Source organism: Cellulosimicrobium sp. JZ28 (assembly GCF_015327065.1).
Taxonomy (GTDB): Bacteria; Actinomycetota; Actinomycetes; order Actinomycetales; family Cellulomonadaceae; genus Cellulosimicrobium; species Cellulosimicrobium funkei.
In genome coordinates, this window is sequence record NZ_CP017660.1 from 2456114 (window position 1) to 2470963 (window position 14850).

Below are 14850 nucleotides of genomic sequence, written 5' to 3' on the forward strand. Positions count from 1 at the left end.
CCCGGGCGTGGCGCGGGTGTCGACGACGGCGGCGCTCACAGCTCCTCCTCCTTGAACAGGGTGCGCATGTACACGAGCGTGATGCCGAGCAGGATGAGAGTCAGCAGGACCGCGATCGCCGCGCCCATGCCGTACTTGCCCTGCGCGAACGACTGGATGTACGACCACACGCCGAGGTTGAAGACGTCCTTGTTCCCGCCGTTGCCGCCGGGCATGAGGTAGATCTGCGTGAAGACCTTGAAGTCCCAGATGGTCGACAGGATCGTCACGACCGCGAACACGGGGCGCAGGATGGGCGCGGTGATGGCCCAGAACCGGCGCCACGCCGTCGCGCCGTCGACCTTGGCGGCCTCGTGCAGCTCGTGCGGGATCGTCATGAGCCCCGCGAGCACGGTGATCGCGACGAACGGGAACCCGTGGTGCACCACGTTGAGCGTCGCGATCGCGTAGAACGACAGGCGCTCCGTGAACCAGTTGACCGTGCCGGGCTCGATCGCGCCCACGCCCTCCAGCACCGAGGCGACGAGGCCGTTCAGCGGATCGAAGATCCACACCCACACGTACGTGCCCGTGATCGCCGGGACCGCCCAGGCGACCATGATCGCCGTCGCGCCGACGCCCCGCCAGAACCCGCCGAGCGTGTTGAGGAACAGCGCGACCGCCGTCCCGAGCGCGACCGTGAGCACGACGCACGCGAGGGCGAACAGCACGGTGTTGGGCAGGACCGTGGTCCACAGGTAGCTGTCGCCGAGCAGGTCGGCGTAGTTCTGGAGCCCGATCCAGTTCGACTCGCCGCTCGCGATCTGCCGCAGGCCGTAGTCCTGCAGCGAGAGCAGCACGACGCGCACGAGCGGCCACAGGAGCAGGACGCCGAGGACGACGAGTCCCGGGGCCAGCAGCAGCCAGGGGCGCAGCGGGGAACGGTGGCCGAGGCCCGTGCGGCGCCGTCGTGCGGCGGTCGGCACGGTGCTCGACGGCGGCCGGTCGGCCGGGGCGGCCGGGGCCGGCGAGGCGCCGGGCGCGGCTCGAAGGTCTGCCATGGGAGAGGTCCTGTCGCGGGGTGCGGGGCGTGGTGCGGGCGCCGGCGGTCGGGCGCCGCCGGAGGGCGGCGTCCGGCCGCGGGCGGGCTGCCCGCGGCCGGACGCGTCAGGTCAGGAGCCGAACGTCTCGTCCATGTCGGCGGCCGCGGTGTCGGCGGCCTCCTGGACGGTCGCGCTGCCCGACAGGACGGACTGGAGCATCGTCTCCAGCGTCTTCTTGCCCTGGATCTGGCCGTAGAGCGGCGTGACCGGGACCGAGCGGCCGGCCTCGACCATCTGCTGGGCGAACGGCGCGACGATCGGGTCGTCCTCCTCGATGACCTTCTCGAGGAGCGACGTCTGGCCCGGGAAGTAGCCGGACTGCTCGCCCCACGCCTGCGCGAACTCGCCGGTCGTCATCATCTCGACGAACTTCCACGCGAGGTCCTGCTTCTCGCTGGCCTCGAAGACGCCGAGGTGCGAGCCACCGAGGAACGAGTCGGACAGACCCTCGGTCTGGCCGGGGATCGGGAAGGCGCCGATCTTGCCCTCCATGTCCGGGACGTCGGCGAGGATCTTGCCCGGCGTCCAGCTGCCGGAGATCATCATGCCGACCTGGCCCTGCTCGAACGCGGCGAGGAGGTCCGTCTCCTTCCACGTCGTCGCGGCGGCGGTCGAGAAGCCGTGCTCGGTCGCGAGGCCGGTGTAGAACTCGAGGCCCTCGACCGACTCCGGCGAGCTGATCTCCGACGTCCAGGTGTCGCCGTCCTTCACCGCGAGGTCACCGCCCGCGCCCCAGACGAACGGCATGGCGCCGTACTGGCTGTCGCCCGCGACGGGGAACGGGATGATCTCCGGGTTCGCCGCCTTGAGCGCGTCCGCCGCGGCGACGAGCTCGTCCCACGACGTCGGGGTCTCGATGCCCGCGGCCTCGAAGAGGTCGGCGCGGTAGACGACCGAGCGCACGCCCGCGTACCACGGCATGCCGTAGACGCCGCCGTCGAGGGTCGCGGACTCGACGAGCCCGGGGACGAGGTCGTCCTCGAGGCCGGCGTCCGCGATCCGGTCCGAGAGGTCGGCGAGCGCGCCGACGTCCGCGAACTCGCCCGTCCAGGTGGTGCCCACCTCGGCGACGTCCGGCGTCGTGCCGCCGGCGATGGCGGTCGTGAACTTGTCGTGGGCGCTGGCCCACGGCTGGAACTCGATCTGGAGGTCGGCGCCGGTCTCGTCCTTGAACGCGGTCGTCACCTCGTCGAAGAACGCGTCCGCGTCGGGGTTGGTGCCCTCCATGATCCAGACGGTGAGGGTCTCGCCCGAGAAGTCGGTCGCGTCGTCGCCACCGGTCCCCTCGGAGCCGGACCCGCCGCCGGAGCTGCACGCGGCCAGGCCGAGCGCGAGGACGAGGGTGCCCGTGACGGCCACCGTGCTGCGTCGCTGCATGCCGTGACACTTCCTTTCTGGTCGGCCGTCGGGGGAACGGCCGGGTCGTGTGTCCTGACGGTCCCGCGCGGCCGGTCGGCTCCCGCGGTGTGAAACTTACTTCCATCAGTGGACGTATGTGTGGAGATTACTGCCACGCGTGCGCGAACGGAAGCCACGGCGGCAGATGTTGCACGTTCTTAACAATCGCCGGGCGTCGCCCGCCTCTGGCGACCGCTCAGGCCGCGGGGCCCTGCCCGCGGGCGGGCGTCACACTCCCGCGCCGGCCGCGCACGTCCCGGCGCACCACCCCGCGCGTCACGGGACGCGCGCGGTCCACTCCGGCGTGGAGAACTTCGTCCGCGCGAGCTCCTGCGCGCGCTCGCGCTCCTCGGGGGTGACCGCACCCTCGACCGTGCGGTACCGCGAGCGGAAGTGGTCCTTGAACGCCTCGATGACGTCCTCGCGCGCCATGCCCGTCTGCGAGCGCACGGGGTCGACGCGCTTGTTGGCGCTCGTGGTGCCCTTGTCCGAGAGCTTCTCGCGCCCGATGCGCAGCACCTCGGTCATCTTGTCGGCGTCGATGTCGTACGCCATGGTCACGTGGTGGAGCACCGCTCCCCCGCGCAGCCGCTTCTGCGCCGCGCCCGCGATCTTGCCGGCCGGCGACGCGATGTCGTTGAGCGGCTTGTACGTCGCCTCCACGCCCAGGTCGGCGAGGGCGCCCAGCACCCAGTCGTCGAGGAACGCGTACGAGCGCTCGAAGCTGAGCCCCTCGACGAGCGACCCCGGCACGTACAGCGAGTAGGTGATGGTGTTCCCCGGCTCGACGAACATCGCGCCCCCGCCCGAGATGCGCCGCACGACCGTCACCCCGTGCCGCTCCGCGCCCTCCGGGTCGACCTCGTTGCGCAGCGACTGGAACGAGCCGATGATCACCGCGGGCGACGCCCACTCCCAGATCCGCAGCGTCGGGCCGCGACGGCCCTCGTCGAGCTCCTCCGTCAGCACCTGGTCGAGCGCGAGGTGCATCGCCGGCTCCTCGGGCCCCTCGTGCACGATCTCGAACGTGTGGTCGCCCCACCCCGTCGCCCGGCCGAGCGCCCGGCGCACCGCGATCGCGACCGCCTCGGGCGAGAACCCGACCATCGTCACGTCGGGCCCGAGCGCGGCCTGCACGGCGCTCGCGAGCTGTGCGACCGTCGCCGTCTCCGGCATGCCCGTCAGGGCGCCGTCGATGTCCTCGAGCGCGTCGTCCGGCTCGAGGAAGAAGTCGCCGCTGACCGCGACCCGGGCGAGCCGCCCGGCCTCCACCTCGACGTCGACCGCCACGAGCTTGCCACCGGGGACCTTGTACTCACCACGCACGCGTCCACCCTAAGCCCGACGCGCGCACCTCCGGCTCAGCGCGGCTCGACGCCCGCGTGGACCAGCCCGTAGATCGCCGAGTCGGTGAGCGCCTCCCAGGCCGCCTCGATGAGGTTGGGCCCGACGCCGACCGTCGACCACGACGTCGAGCCGTCGGTCGTCTCGATGAGCACGCGCGTGATGGCGTCCGTGCCCTGCTCGGTGTCGAGGATGCGCACCTTGAAGTCGATGAGCTCGAACACCTCGATCTCCGGGTAGACGCGCCCGAGCGCGAGCCGCAGCGCGTGGTCGAGCGCGTTGACGGGGCCGTTGCCCTCGCCCGTGGAGACGATGCGCTCGCCCCCGGCGTGCAGCTTGACGGTCGCCTCCGCCGTCGCCTCGGTGCCGCGCGACCCGGCGCGCTCGACGATCGTGCGCCAGCTCTCGACCCGGAAGTACGGCGGGCGCTCCCCCGCGATCTCCTCGCGCAGCAGCAGCTCGAACGACGCGTCGGCAGCCTCGTACGTGTAGCCGCGCGCCTCGTCGTCCTTGACGCGGTTCGTCACGCGGGTGAGGAGGTCGCCCTGGCCCGACAGGTCGAACCCGAGCTCGCGCCCCTTGAGCTCGATCGACGCCCGGCCCGCCATGTCGGAGACGAGCATGCGGATGTCGTTGCCCACCGCCGTCGGGTCGATGTGCTGGTACAGGTCCGGGTCGACCTTGATGGCGCTCGCGTGCAGGCCCGCCTTGTGCGCGAACGCGCTCGCCCCGACGTACGGCTGGCGCGCGTACGGGGAGATGTTCGTGATCTCGCTGATCGCGTGCGAGATGCGCGTCGCCTCCTCCAGGCCCTCGCCCGTGAGCGTGCGCACCCCGTGCTTGAGCTCGAGGTTCGCCACGACCGTGAGCAGGTCGACGTTGCCCGTGCGCTCCCCGTACCCGTTCACCGTGCCCTGCACGTGCGCGGCGCCCGCCTCGACGGCGGCGAGCGTGTTCGCGACGGCGCAGCCCGAGTCGTTGTGCGCGTGCATCCCGAGCAGCGCGTCCCCCGGCAGCGCGTCGCGCCCGTGCGGGAGCCCGACGGCGTCGCGCAGCTCCGCGACGGTCTCGGCGACCCACGTGGGGAGCATGCCGCCGTTCGTGTCGCACAGCGCGACGACCTCGGCGCCCGCCTCGAACGCGGCCTGCACGGCCGCGCGCGTGAACGCCGCGTCGTACCGGTAGCCGTCGAAGAAGTGCTCGGCGTCGACGACGACCCGGCGCCCCTCGCCCACGAGGAACGACACCGTGTCGGTGATCATCGCGAGACCCTCGTCGGGCGTCGTGCGCAGCGCGCGCTCGACGTGCCGGACGTCGGACTTCGCGACCAGCGTGACCACCGGCGCCTCGGAGTCGACGAGCGCCCGCACCTGCGGGTCGTCCCAGGCCCGCAGCCCGGCCTTGCGCGTCGCGCCGAACGCCGCGAGCACCGCCCGGCGCAGGTCGAGCTCCTTCGCCGCGCGGCGGAAGAACTCGGTGTCCTTGGGCACGGCGCCCGGCCAGCCGCCCTCGATGAAGCCGACGCCGAGCTCGTCGAGCAGCGGGGCGATGGCGAGCTTGTCGGCGACGGAGAGGTTCATGCCCTCCTGCTGCGCGCCGTCGCGCAGGGTCGTGTCGTAGACGTGGAAGACCCGGGGCTCGTGGGGACCGGTCCCGGGGGTCGTCGCCGAGGTCATGGTGCCTCTTCCTGCCGTTCGTCGTGTCGCGGGCGTCGCTGCGCCCGCCCCTGCGGTGCGTCTCCCGACGCCGGGCGGGGCCCTCGTGAGGCGGTGGGCCCGGCATCCGTGCCGCCGGGCGGAGGTGGTGCCCAGCAACAAAAAAACCCCCCGAGGGTGCGGGAGGTCTGCGCGTCCGGTGGGTGCTACCGGGCGCGCTACTCGATAATGAGCTGGGAGACGAGGTGTGTCACAGGGCACATGGTGCCACAGGTTCCGCCAGGATGGACCAGAGCGTCCATCCACTGAGCCGCCCGCCGCCCGTCGGCGCGACGGCGACCGAGCGAGGAGTGACGATGAGCGACCCGACCCCGGGTGGTTACGACCCGCAGAACCCTCCGACGCGGCGCTACGGCCAGCCGCCGGTCCCCCCGCAGTCCCCGCCCCCGGCGATCCGCCCGACGGACCCGCAGGCCCAGTTCCCCGAGCCCCGCACCCCCGTGAGCCCGGCGGACCCGCGCCTCACGGTCGAGGCCGGCCGGTTCTGGGCGGGAGCCGCCGCTACCGCGCTCGTCGCCGCCCTCATCGGGCTGCTCGGCGTGATCATCTTCGAGCGCATCTTCGCGATCACCCTCGTCCCGCCGCCCGACCTCTTCGCCACGGGGTCGCGCCAGGCGGCGTGGGCGATCGACGGCGCGATCCTCGCGCTGCTCGCCGCCGGGGTGCTGCACCTGCTCATCCTCAGCACGCCCCGGCCGCGCGCGTTCTTCGGCTGGATCATGGCGCTCGTCGTGGTGGCGATCGCCGTCCTGCCGTTCGCGTGGTCGAGCGACGTCACCGCGGCGGCGCTGTCCGGGCTCATCAACCTGCTCATCGGCGTCGCGGTGTGGTCGCTGCTCGCAGGCGTCGCGGGGCGGACGATCGTCGCGCGGCCCGCGCCCGTCGTCTGACCCGGAGCACCCGGGCAGACCCACCGCGCCGCAGTCCGTACGACACGGGGCGCCCCTCCCGCGGGAGGGGCGCCCCGTGTCGTGCGGGCGGGCTCGGGCGAGCCGACGCAGCCGGCGCTCAGGCGAGCCGGCGCAGCCAGCCGTGGCGGTCGGCGGCGCGGCCGGTCTGGATGTCCGTGAGCTCGGTGCGGATCGTCATGGTCAGCGAGCCCGCCTCGCCGGTGCCGATCGTGTGGTCGAAGTCCGAGCCGGCGAGCCGGCCGATCGGCGTGATCACGGCGGCGGTGCCGCACGCGAAGACCTCCGTGACGGAGCCGTCCCGGATCCCGGCGAGGACGTCGGCCAGCGGGATGCGGCGCTCGACGACCTCGTGCCCGCGGTCGGTGAGGAGGCGGATGATCGACGAGCGCGTCACGCCCTCGAGGATCGAGCCGCTGAGCTCCGGCGTCTCGACCGAGCCGTCGGCCTTGACGACGAACACGTTCATGCCGCCGAGCTCCTCGAGGAAGGTGCGCGTCGCGGAGTCGAGGAAGCACACCTGCTCGCACCCGTGCTGCTGCGCGACCACCTGCGGGAGCAGGCTCGAGGCGTAGTTGCCGCCGCACTTCGCGTCGCCGGTGCCGCCCGCGCCGGCGCGGCTGTACTCGCGGTCCACCCAGATGGACACGGGCTTCACGCCGCCCGAGAAGTACGGGCCGACGGGCGACGCGATGACGAGGTACTCCGCCTCGAGCGACGGGCGCACGCCGAGGAACGCCTCCGAGGCGTACATGAACGGGCGCAGGTAGAGGCTCGCCTCCTCGCCCGACGGGACCCAGTCCACGTCCGTGCGCACGAGCGCGGTGATCGAGCCGACGAAGTCGTCCACCGACAGCGCGGGCAGCGCGAGGCGGTGCGCCGAGCGGGCGAAGCGCGCGGCGTTGGCCTCGGGCCGGAACGTCCACACCGAACCGTCGGCGTGGCGGTACGCCTTCATGCCCTCGAAGATCTCCTGCGCGTAGTGCAGGACGGCGGTCGCCGGGTCCAGGAGGAGCGGGCCGTACCTCTCGATGCGGCGGTCGACCCACCCGTCGGTCGAGTTCCAGCTGATCCGCGCCATGTGGTCCGTGAAGACGGTGCCGAACTTCGGGGCCGCGATGGCGGCCTCGCGCTCGGCGGGCGGCGTCGGGGAGTCCGTGGGGCGGACGTCGAACAGGGCGACGAGGTCCTCCGCCGAGGAGGACGGCTGGTGCTGCGCTGCGAGGGTGCTCATCATGAGGCCTTTCACCTGGCGACCCGGGTGGTCTCCGCCTAGTTTTCCACGCCGGTGCGGCTCGTGCGGAGATCCGCGCGAGGGCACGACGACGCGGGGCGCCACCGGGTCAGAACGGGAGGGATCCGGTCCTGGGGCGATGACGACCGAGGTGCGGGGACTGCGGCGAACCGGTGCCCGGGCCCGCGAGGGCCCGTGACGGCGTGTCAGCCGGCGACGCGAGCGGCGAGCTCGCGGCCCACCTCGGCCGTCGAGCGTACTCGGCTCCCCCGCTCGGCGAGGTCGGCGGCGACGGCCGCCTCGACGCGCTGCGCCTCGTCGCCGAGGCCCAGGTGGTCGAGGAGCAGCGCGACCGACAGCACCGTGGCGGTCGGGTCGGCCTTGCCCTGCCCGGCGATGTCCGGTGCCGAGCCGTGCACGGGCTCGAACATCGACGGCGCGGTGCGGTCGGGGTTGATGTTCGCGGACGCGGCGAGGCCGATCCCGCCCGTGATCGCGGCGGCCTGGTCGGTGAGGATGTCGCCGAACAGGTTGTCGGTGACGATCACGTCGAAGCGCGAGGGCTTCGTCGTGAGGAAGATCGTCGCGGCGTCGACGTGCAGGTAGTCGGTCGTGACGTCGGGGAACTCCGCGTTGACGGCCTCGACCGTGCGACGCCACAGGTGGCCCGCGTGCACGAGGACGTTGTGCTTGTGCACGAGCGTGAGGTGCTTGCGCGGACGCGCCTGGGCGCGGGCGAACGCGTCGCGCACGACGCGCTCGACGCCGAACGCCGTGTTGAGGGAGACCTCGGTCGCGATCTCGTGCGGCGTGCCCGTGCGGAGCGAGCCGCCGTTGCCGACGTACGGGCCCTCGGTGCCCTCGCGCACGACGACGAAGTCGATCCCGCCCGGGTCGGCGAGCGGCGACGTGACGCCCGGGTACAGCTTGCCCGGGCGGAGGTTGACGTAGTGGTCGAGCGCGAAGCGCAGCTTGAGCAGCAGGCCGCGCTCGAGGACGCCGGACGGGACGCTCGGGTCGCCGATCGCGCCCAGGAGGATCGCGTCGTGCCCGCGGATCGCGTCGAGGTCCGCGTCGGTGAGCGTCTCCCCCGTGGCGTGCCAGCGGCGCGCACCCAGGTCGAACGGCGTCGTGGAGACCTTCACGTCCGAGCCGGCCACGGCGGCCTCGAGCACGGCGAGCCCCTGCTCGACGACCTCGGTCCCGATGCCGTCGCCGGCCACGACTGCCAGATCAATGGTGCGCGTCATGCCGGCGAGCCTACGCCGCGCCGCCACGCTTCGGGACGGTGGTCTCACGTCTCGGACGGGCATCGAGTTGCGTTCCGCGCGTAGGCGGTCCACTATTAGTAAACTTTCCTAAAGCCCGTCGAAGGACCGACCATGACCGCGCCCGCCACGTCGAGGGTTCCCGGCACCCCGGGGCTCCTGCGCACCATCAACGACCGCGCGGCCCTGGAGCTCCTCCTCGACGTCGGGCCGCTGACCCGGTCCCAGATCGGTGACCGCACCGGCGTCTCGCGACCGACCGCCTCCCAGATCGTCGCACGGCTCGAGCAGTCGGGACTCATCGAGCCCACCGGCTCCGTGCAGGGCGCGCGCGGCCCCCAGGCCACGCAGTACGCCGCCCGGACCGACGTCGTCGTGGGACTCGCGCTCGACGTCGTGCCCGCCGGGGTGCGCGCCAGCGTCGTCGACGCGCTCGGCCGCACGCTCGGCGAGACGACCGTCGCCGCCGGTCCCGAGCGCTCGGCAGCCGCCGACGTCCTCGCCGCGCGGGACGAGGCCTGCGCCGACGCCGGCATCCCCGTCTCCCGCGTCGCGACCGCGGTCGTCGGCGTGCAGGCCGCCGTCGCGCCGCGCACCGGCGACATCGCCCTCGTCGGGGAGCTCCCCGGCTGGCCGCGCCGCGGGCTGCGCGCGCACCTCCAGGACGCGCTCGGCATCGACGTCCACGTCGAGAACGACGTCAACCTCGCCGCGATCGCCGAGCGCGACGCCGGCCGCGACGAGGAGAGCTTCGCGCTGCTGTGGCTGGGCGAGGGCATCGGCATGGGCGCGTGGCTCGAGGGCCGCGTGCACCACGGCACCGCGGGTGGCGCCGGTGAGATCGGCTACCTCCCCGTGCCCGCCGCCGGCATCGACGACTCGGTCAACGTGCAGGACCTCGTCGGCGGTCTCCGCCTCGTCGAGCTCTGCGCCCGCGCGGGGGTCCCCGGCATCACCGAGGAGGGCTCCTCCTACGGCGACGCCGTCGCCGCCCTCGCCGCGCACCGCGACAGCACCGCCGTGCACGACCTCGTGCAGGACCTCGCGCTCCGCGTGGCGATCGTCCTCCAGCCCGTCGTCGCCATCCTCGAGCCCGACGCCGTCGTGCTCGGCGGGCCCACGGGCGTCGCGTGCGGTGCGGCGCTCGCCGAGGCGACCGCCGCCGTCCTGCGCGGCACCGACCAGCGGACGGGAGCGGTCGTCGCGAGCGCCGTCCCCGAGCTCGCCGTCCTGCGCGGCGCGCGCTCCGTCGTCGCCGAGGACGTGCGCGCCCTCCTGCTCGCCGCCGCGGGACGACCGGACCACCCGGTCGTCGCGCCCTCCGTCCCGGGGTAGTCCTCTTCACCTACCTCGCGAGCGGTGGCCGGCCGACCGTGGCACGGCCGGCCACCGCTCATCCTCGCCGCGCTCAGCGCGGGTAGCGCAGCTCGAACCGCTCGCACACCAGCGGCATGTCCGGCGCGAACTCGCGCGACAGCACCCGGCGGAAGTACTTCTCGTGCTCGACGCGCCACGACTCCAGCGACCGGTCGTCCTCGCCCTCCGCGTGCGCGAAGTCCGCGTCGACGTCCTCGAACGCGACCACCTCGACCGACGTCGTGCGGATCAGCGCGCGCGGGTGGCCCGCGCCGTCGAGCAGGATCGACAGCTCGCCGACGCGCGGCACCGCCTCGCCCGTCTCCTCGTACTCCCACAGCGCCGACGACGTCGCCGTCTTCTCCCCCGTGAGCACCGCCATGAGCAGGTCGTCGGCCAGCGCCGGGTTGTCCCCGAACGACCACGCCGGAGGCGGCACGCTCTCGGACACCGTGGTGCCCGTGACGACGCCGAGCCGCGCCATGCCCGCGCTGGGCCGCGCCAGCTCCCAGAACGCCAGGATCTCCGCCGCCCGCTCGTCCACCGTCACGTCGTCCGTCACCGGGTCTCCCTCGTCCGTCTCTCGGGTCATGCCCCCATCCTGGCGCACGGCGCCGCGCACCACCCGCACCGCCCGCCCACCGGCCCGGCCGGTCGCGACGCGACGACGAACGGCCGGCCGGGCCGGTGGGACGACGAAGGGGTGGGTGACCCCTGTCGCGCGACAGGGGTCACCCACCCCCAGAGGTGAGCCGAGCTCAGAAGTCGAGGATCAGCGTGCGGCGCTGCCCTCGGTACCTCCGGTCGGGCAGACACCTCCCGCCGACTCCGGCAAGAGCTCCTCCGTCGCCCTGCCTGCGTCAGCGTGCGGCGCTGCCCTCGGTGTAGTCGGCGTCCTGCTGCTTCCACGCGAACAGCGACCGCAGCTCCTTGCCGACCTTCTCGATCGGGTGCTGCGCGGCCTTCTCGCGGAGCGCCGTGAACTCCGGCGCGCCAGCGTCCTGGTCGTCGATGAAGCGCTTGGCGAACGCGCCCGACTGGATGTCGGCGAGGACGCCCTGCATGTTCTCCTTGACGCGGGCGTCGATGACGCGCGGGCCGGAGACGTAGTCGCCGTACTCGGCGGTGTCGGAGACGGACCAGCGCTGCTTGGCGATGCCGCCCTCCCACATGAGGTCGACGATGAGCTTGAGCTCGTGCAGCACCTCGAAGTACGCGATCTCCGGCTGGTAGCCGGCCTCGGTCAGCGTCTCGAAGCCGTACTGGACGAGCTGCGACACACCACCGCAGAGCACGGCCTGCTCGCCGAACAGGTCGGTCTCGGTCTCCTCGGTGAACGTCGTCTTGATGACGCCCGCGCGCGTGCCGCCGATCGCCTTCGCGTACGACAGCGCGACGTCCCAGGCCTGGCCCGACGCGTCCTTCTCGACGGCGATGATGTCCGGGATGCCGCGGCCCGCGACGAACTCGCGACGCACCGTGTGGCCCGGCGCCTTCGGGGCGACGAGGATGACGTCGACGCCCTCGGGGGCCTCGATGTAGCCGAAGCGGATGTTGAACCCGTGCGCGAACGCGAGCGTCTTGCCCGTGGCGAGGTTCGGCTTGATCTCGTCGTTGTAGATCGAGCGCTGGTGCTGGTCCGGCGCGAGGATCATGATCAGGTCGGCCCACGCGGCGGCGTCCGCCACGGACTTGACCTCGAAGCCCTCGTCCTGGGCCTTCGCGACGGACTTGGAGCCCTCGCGCAGGGCGACGACGACCTCGACGCCCGAGTCGCGCAGGTTCTGGGCGTGCGCGTGGCCCTGGCTCCCGTAGCCGACGATCGCGACCTTCTTGCTCTGGATGATGGACAGGTCGGCGTCGTCGTCGTAGAACAGCTCAGCCACGATGGATCTCCTCGGTTCTTCGTTGCGGTGCAGGGGTCTGTTGCGGTGTCGCGCGGAACGGCGACCGGTGCGCGCCGACGCCCACGGGGGTCTCGGTGCGAGGGTAGGCGATGGTCAGGCGGAGCGGACGACGCGTTCCAGCGCGCGGTCCGTGATGGAGCGGGACCCGCGCCCGACGGCGACGGTCCCCGACTTCACGATCTCGCGCACGCCGTAGGGCTCGAGGGCCCCGAGCAGCGCGTCGAGCTTCTCCCCCGTGCCCGTCGCCTCGATGGTCACGGCGTCGGGGACGACGTCGACCACCTTCGCGCGGAACAGGTTGACGACCTCGAGCACGCCGGTGCGGTGGGCGCCGTCGGCACGCACCTTGACGAGCAGGAGCTCGCGCTGGACCGACGCGGACGAGTCGAGCTCGACGATCTTGATGACGTTGACCAGCTTGTTGAGCTGCTTCGTCACCTGCTCGAGCGGGCGCTCCTCCACGTCGACGACCACGGTGATGCGCGAGATCTCCTCGTGCTCGGTGGGGCCGACGGCGAGGGAGTGGATGTTGAAGGCGCGGCGGGCGAACAGGCCCGCGACGCGCGTCAGCACGCCGGGCTTGTTCTCGACGAGCACGGAGAGGGTGTGGCGGGACATCGGTCAGTCCTCCAGGGACAGGGGTCGGATCGGGGCTGCATTGCGCTGCAGCCGAGTGCCTTGCTTCGCTGCGGCCCTCAACCTCCGCTGCATTCCGCTCAGTCCTCCCGGTCCCAGGCGGGCGAGATGCCCCGCGCGTACTGGATGTCGTCGTTGCTCACACCGGCGGCGACCATCGGCCACACCATCGCGTCGCGCGAGACGTTGAAGTCGATGACGACCGGACGGTCGTCGATCTCCATCGCGCGCTTGATCGCGGCGTCCACCTCGCCCATCGACTCGACGCGGATGCCCTCGCACCCGTACGCGTCGGCGAGCTTGACGAAGTCGGGCACGCGCGCCGTGCCGTGGCCGGTGTGCAGGTCCGTGTTCGAGTAGCGCTGGTCGTAGAACAGCGTCTGCCACTGGCGCACCATGCCGAGCGAGCTGTTGTTGATCAGCGCGACCTTGATGGGGATCTCGTTGATCGTGCAGGTGGCGAGCTCCTGGTTGGTCATCTGGAAGCAGCCGTCGCCGTCGATCGCCCACACCGTGGCGTCGGGGCGTCCGACCTTCGCGCCCATGGCCGCCGGGATCGAGAAGCCCATGGTGCCGAGGCCTCCGGAGTTGAGCCACGTCCGCGGGTGCTCGTAGCGGATGAACTGGGCCGCCCACATCTGGTGCTGCCCGACGCCCGCGACGTAGATCGACTCGGGGCCCGAGATCTCGCCCAGGCGGGAGATGACGTGCTGCGGGGCGAGGTGGCCGTCGTCGGGCTCCGTGTAGCCGAGCGGGTACGTCTCGCGCCAGTCGTCGATCTGGCGCCACCAGGCTTCGACGTCCGGCTTGCCCTTGGCCTCGTGCTCACGCTCGAGCTCCGGCAGCAGGTCGGTGATGACCTCCTTGAGGTCGCCGACGATCGGCACGTCCACGTCGCGGTTCTTGCCGATCTCCGCGGGGTCGATGTCGGCGTGCACCACCTGCGCGTGCGGGGCGAAGCTCGACAGCGCGCCGGTGACGCGGTCGTCGAAGCGGGCGCCGAGCGACACGACGAGGTCGGCCTTCTGCAGCGCCGCCACGGCCGGCACGGTCCCGTGCATGCCGGGCATGCCGAGGTTCTGGGGGTGCGTGTCGGGCACCGCGCCGCGCGCCATGAGCGTCGTCACGACGGGCGCGCCCGACAGGTCGACGAGGCGGCGCAGCTCGGCCGACGCGTTCGCGCGGATCACGCCGCCGCCCACGTACAGGACCGGGCGGCGGGCCGTCGCGAGCAGGCGTGCGGCCTCCTTGATCTGCTTGCTGTGCGGCTTCGTCACCGGGTGGTAGCCGGGCAGCTGCACGTCCTGCGGCCAGGAGAACGTGGTGCGGGACTGCATCGCCGACTTCGCGATGTCGACGAGCACCGGGCCCGGGCGGCCGGTCGAGGCGATGTGGAACGCCTCGGCGATGGTGCGCGGGATGTCGTCCGGGTCGGTGACCAGGTAGGAGTGCTTGGTGATCGGCATCGTGATGCCGACGATGTCCGCCTCCTGGAAGCCGTCGGTGCCGATCATCGACTCGGCGACCTGGCCCGTGATCGCGACGAGCGGGATCGAGTCCATGTTCGCGTCGGCGATCGGGGTCACGAGGTTCGTCGCGCCCGGGCCCGACGTCGCCATCGTGACACCGACACGTCCCGTCGCGTGGGCGTAGCCCTGCGCCGCGTGGCCGCCGCCCTGCTCGTGGCGCACGAGGATGTGGCGCAGGCGCTGGGAGTCCATGAGCGGGTCGTACGTCGGGAGGATCGCACCACCCGGGATGCCGAAGACGACCTCGGCACCGGCCTCCTCGAGCGAGCGGACGATCGACTGCGCGCCCGTCATCTCCTCGCCCGTCGGGGCGCCGTTCGAGGCGCCGGCCGGGCGAGCCGTGGCTGCGCGCCGGACGTCGCCGCGCGGGGCGACCGACGCGGGTGTCGGGGCGGGCTTCGGCGCCGCGGCGGCGGGCGCCGGGGCGCCCTGTCGCGGAGGTGCCGGGGTGGGACCCTGGGCCATGGTGTCTC

At 72.6% G+C, this 14850-nt stretch carries 12 protein-coding genes; 2 read left to right on the top strand and 10 right to left on the bottom strand.

Annotated features, from left to right (window positions below; genetic code table 11):
* Positions 1–35 precede the first annotated feature (35 nt).
* From BJP59_RS11260 to cimA, 4 genes are all read right to left on the bottom strand, one after another.
* Positions 36–1040, bottom strand: coding sequence for a carbohydrate ABC transporter permease (locus BJP59_RS11260; RefSeq protein ID WP_085387622.1), 1005 nt, complete (start codon positions 1038–1040; stop codon positions 36–38).
* Between the two features lie 111 nt (positions 1041–1151).
* The gene (locus BJP59_RS11265; RefSeq protein WP_034654404.1) at positions 1152–2459 is read right to left on the bottom strand and encodes a sugar ABC transporter substrate-binding protein; all 1308 of its coding nucleotides are present in this window, start codon (positions 2457–2459) and stop codon (positions 1152–1154) included.
* Positions 2460–2756: 297 nt separating this feature from the next.
* Positions 2757–3806: a lipoate--protein ligase family protein gene (locus BJP59_RS11270; protein ID WP_034654406.1), complete on the bottom strand. Its 1050-nt coding sequence runs from the start codon at positions 3804–3806 to the stop codon at positions 2757–2759.
* Between the two features lie 35 nt (positions 3807–3841).
* Complete coding sequence (gene cimA, locus BJP59_RS11275) at positions 3842–5500, bottom strand: citramalate synthase (RefSeq protein WP_076405729.1); 1659 nt, start codon at positions 5498–5500, stop codon at positions 3842–3844.
* Positions 5501–5835: 335 nt separating this feature from the next.
* Between cimA and BJP59_RS11280 the strand changes: the two genes are divergently transcribed.
* The gene (locus tag BJP59_RS11280; RefSeq protein WP_051028087.1) at positions 5836–6429 is read left to right on the top strand and encodes a hypothetical protein; all 594 of its coding nucleotides are present in this window, start codon (positions 5836–5838) and stop codon (positions 6427–6429) included.
* A 118-nt stretch (positions 6430–6547) separates the two neighbouring features.
* Here the strand turns inward: BJP59_RS11280 and BJP59_RS11285 are convergent, their stop codons facing one another.
* Both BJP59_RS11285 and BJP59_RS11290 read right to left on the bottom strand, forming a co-directional pair.
* Positions 6548–7681: a branched-chain amino acid aminotransferase gene (locus BJP59_RS11285; RefSeq protein ID WP_194520968.1), complete on the bottom strand. Its 1134-nt coding sequence runs from the start codon at positions 7679–7681 to the stop codon at positions 6548–6550.
* A 206-nt stretch (positions 7682–7887) separates the two neighbouring features.
* Entirely contained in the window at positions 7888–8931 is a 1044-nt protein-coding gene (locus BJP59_RS11290) for a 3-isopropylmalate dehydrogenase (RefSeq protein WP_194520969.1), read from the bottom strand.
* Positions 8932–9063: 132 nt separating this feature from the next.
* On the opposite strand from BJP59_RS11290, the gene BJP59_RS11295 reads away from it, so the two are divergent.
* On the top strand, positions 9064–10284 hold the full coding sequence (locus tag BJP59_RS11295) for an ROK family transcriptional regulator (RefSeq protein ID WP_194520970.1): 1221 nt from the start codon (positions 9064–9066) through the stop codon (positions 10282–10284).
* Between the two features lie 73 nt (positions 10285–10357).
* Here BJP59_RS11295 and BJP59_RS11300 read toward each other — a convergent pair whose 3' ends face one another.
* The 4 genes from BJP59_RS11300 to BJP59_RS11315 form a co-directional block, all read right to left on the bottom strand.
* Positions 10358–10897 carry an ASCH domain-containing protein gene (locus tag BJP59_RS11300; protein ID WP_074809855.1) on the bottom strand — a complete coding sequence of 180 codons (540 nt, stop codon included), beginning with the start codon at positions 10895–10897 and terminating at the stop codon, positions 10358–10360.
* A 268-nt stretch (positions 10898–11165) separates the two neighbouring features.
* A complete protein-coding gene (gene ilvC, locus BJP59_RS11305) occupies positions 11166–12191 on the bottom strand; it encodes a ketol-acid reductoisomerase (protein WP_021481959.1) in 1026 nt (341 codons plus the stop codon).
* A gap of 114 nt (positions 12192–12305) precedes the next feature.
* Entirely contained in the window at positions 12306–12830 is a 525-nt protein-coding gene (gene ilvN / locus BJP59_RS11310; RefSeq protein WP_021481958.1) for an acetolactate synthase small subunit, read from the bottom strand.
* 98 nt (positions 12831–12928) lie between these two features.
* Positions 12929–14842, bottom strand: a complete 1914-nt coding sequence (locus BJP59_RS11315; RefSeq protein ID WP_034654410.1) for an acetolactate synthase large subunit — start codon at positions 14840–14842, stop codon at positions 12929–12931.
* Positions 14843–14850: the final 8 nt, after the last annotated feature.

Excerpts from the sequence above, each read along its gene's own strand:
- BJP59_RS11315 (WP_034654410.1), bottom strand. The coding sequence starts at position 14,842 with ATGGCCCAGGGTCCCACCCCGGCACCTCCGCGACAGGGCGCCCCGGCG.
- BJP59_RS11290 (WP_194520969.1), bottom strand. The coding sequence starts at position 8,931 with ATGACGCGCACCATTGATCTGGCAGTCGTGGCCGGCGACGGCATCGGG.
- BJP59_RS11260 (WP_085387622.1), bottom strand. The coding sequence starts at position 1,040 with ATGGCAGACCTTCGAGCCGCGCCCGGCGCCTCGCCGGCCCCGGCCGCC.
- BJP59_RS11295 (WP_194520970.1), top strand. The coding sequence starts at position 9,064 with ATGACCGCGCCCGCCACGTCGAGGGTTCCCGGCACCCCGGGGCTCCTG.
- BJP59_RS11265 (WP_034654404.1), bottom strand. The coding sequence starts at position 2,459 with ATGCAGCGACGCAGCACGGTGGCCGTCACGGGCACCCTCGTCCTCGCG.
- BJP59_RS11285 (WP_194520968.1), bottom strand. The coding sequence starts at position 7,681 with ATGAGCACCCTCGCAGCGCAGCACCAGCCGTCCTCCTCGGCGGAGGAC.
- BJP59_RS11280 (WP_051028087.1), top strand. The coding sequence starts at position 5,836 with ATGAGCGACCCGACCCCGGGTGGTTACGACCCGCAGAACCCTCCGACG.
- BJP59_RS11300 (WP_074809855.1), bottom strand. The coding sequence starts at position 10,897 with ATGACCCGAGAGACGGACGAGGGAGACCCGGTGACGGACGACGTGACG.
- ilvN (WP_021481958.1), bottom strand. The coding sequence starts at position 12,830 with ATGTCCCGCCACACCCTCTCCGTGCTCGTCGAGAACAAGCCCGGCGTG.
- cimA (WP_076405729.1), bottom strand. The coding sequence starts at position 5,500 with ATGACCTCGGCGACGACCCCCGGGACCGGTCCCCACGAGCCCCGGGTC.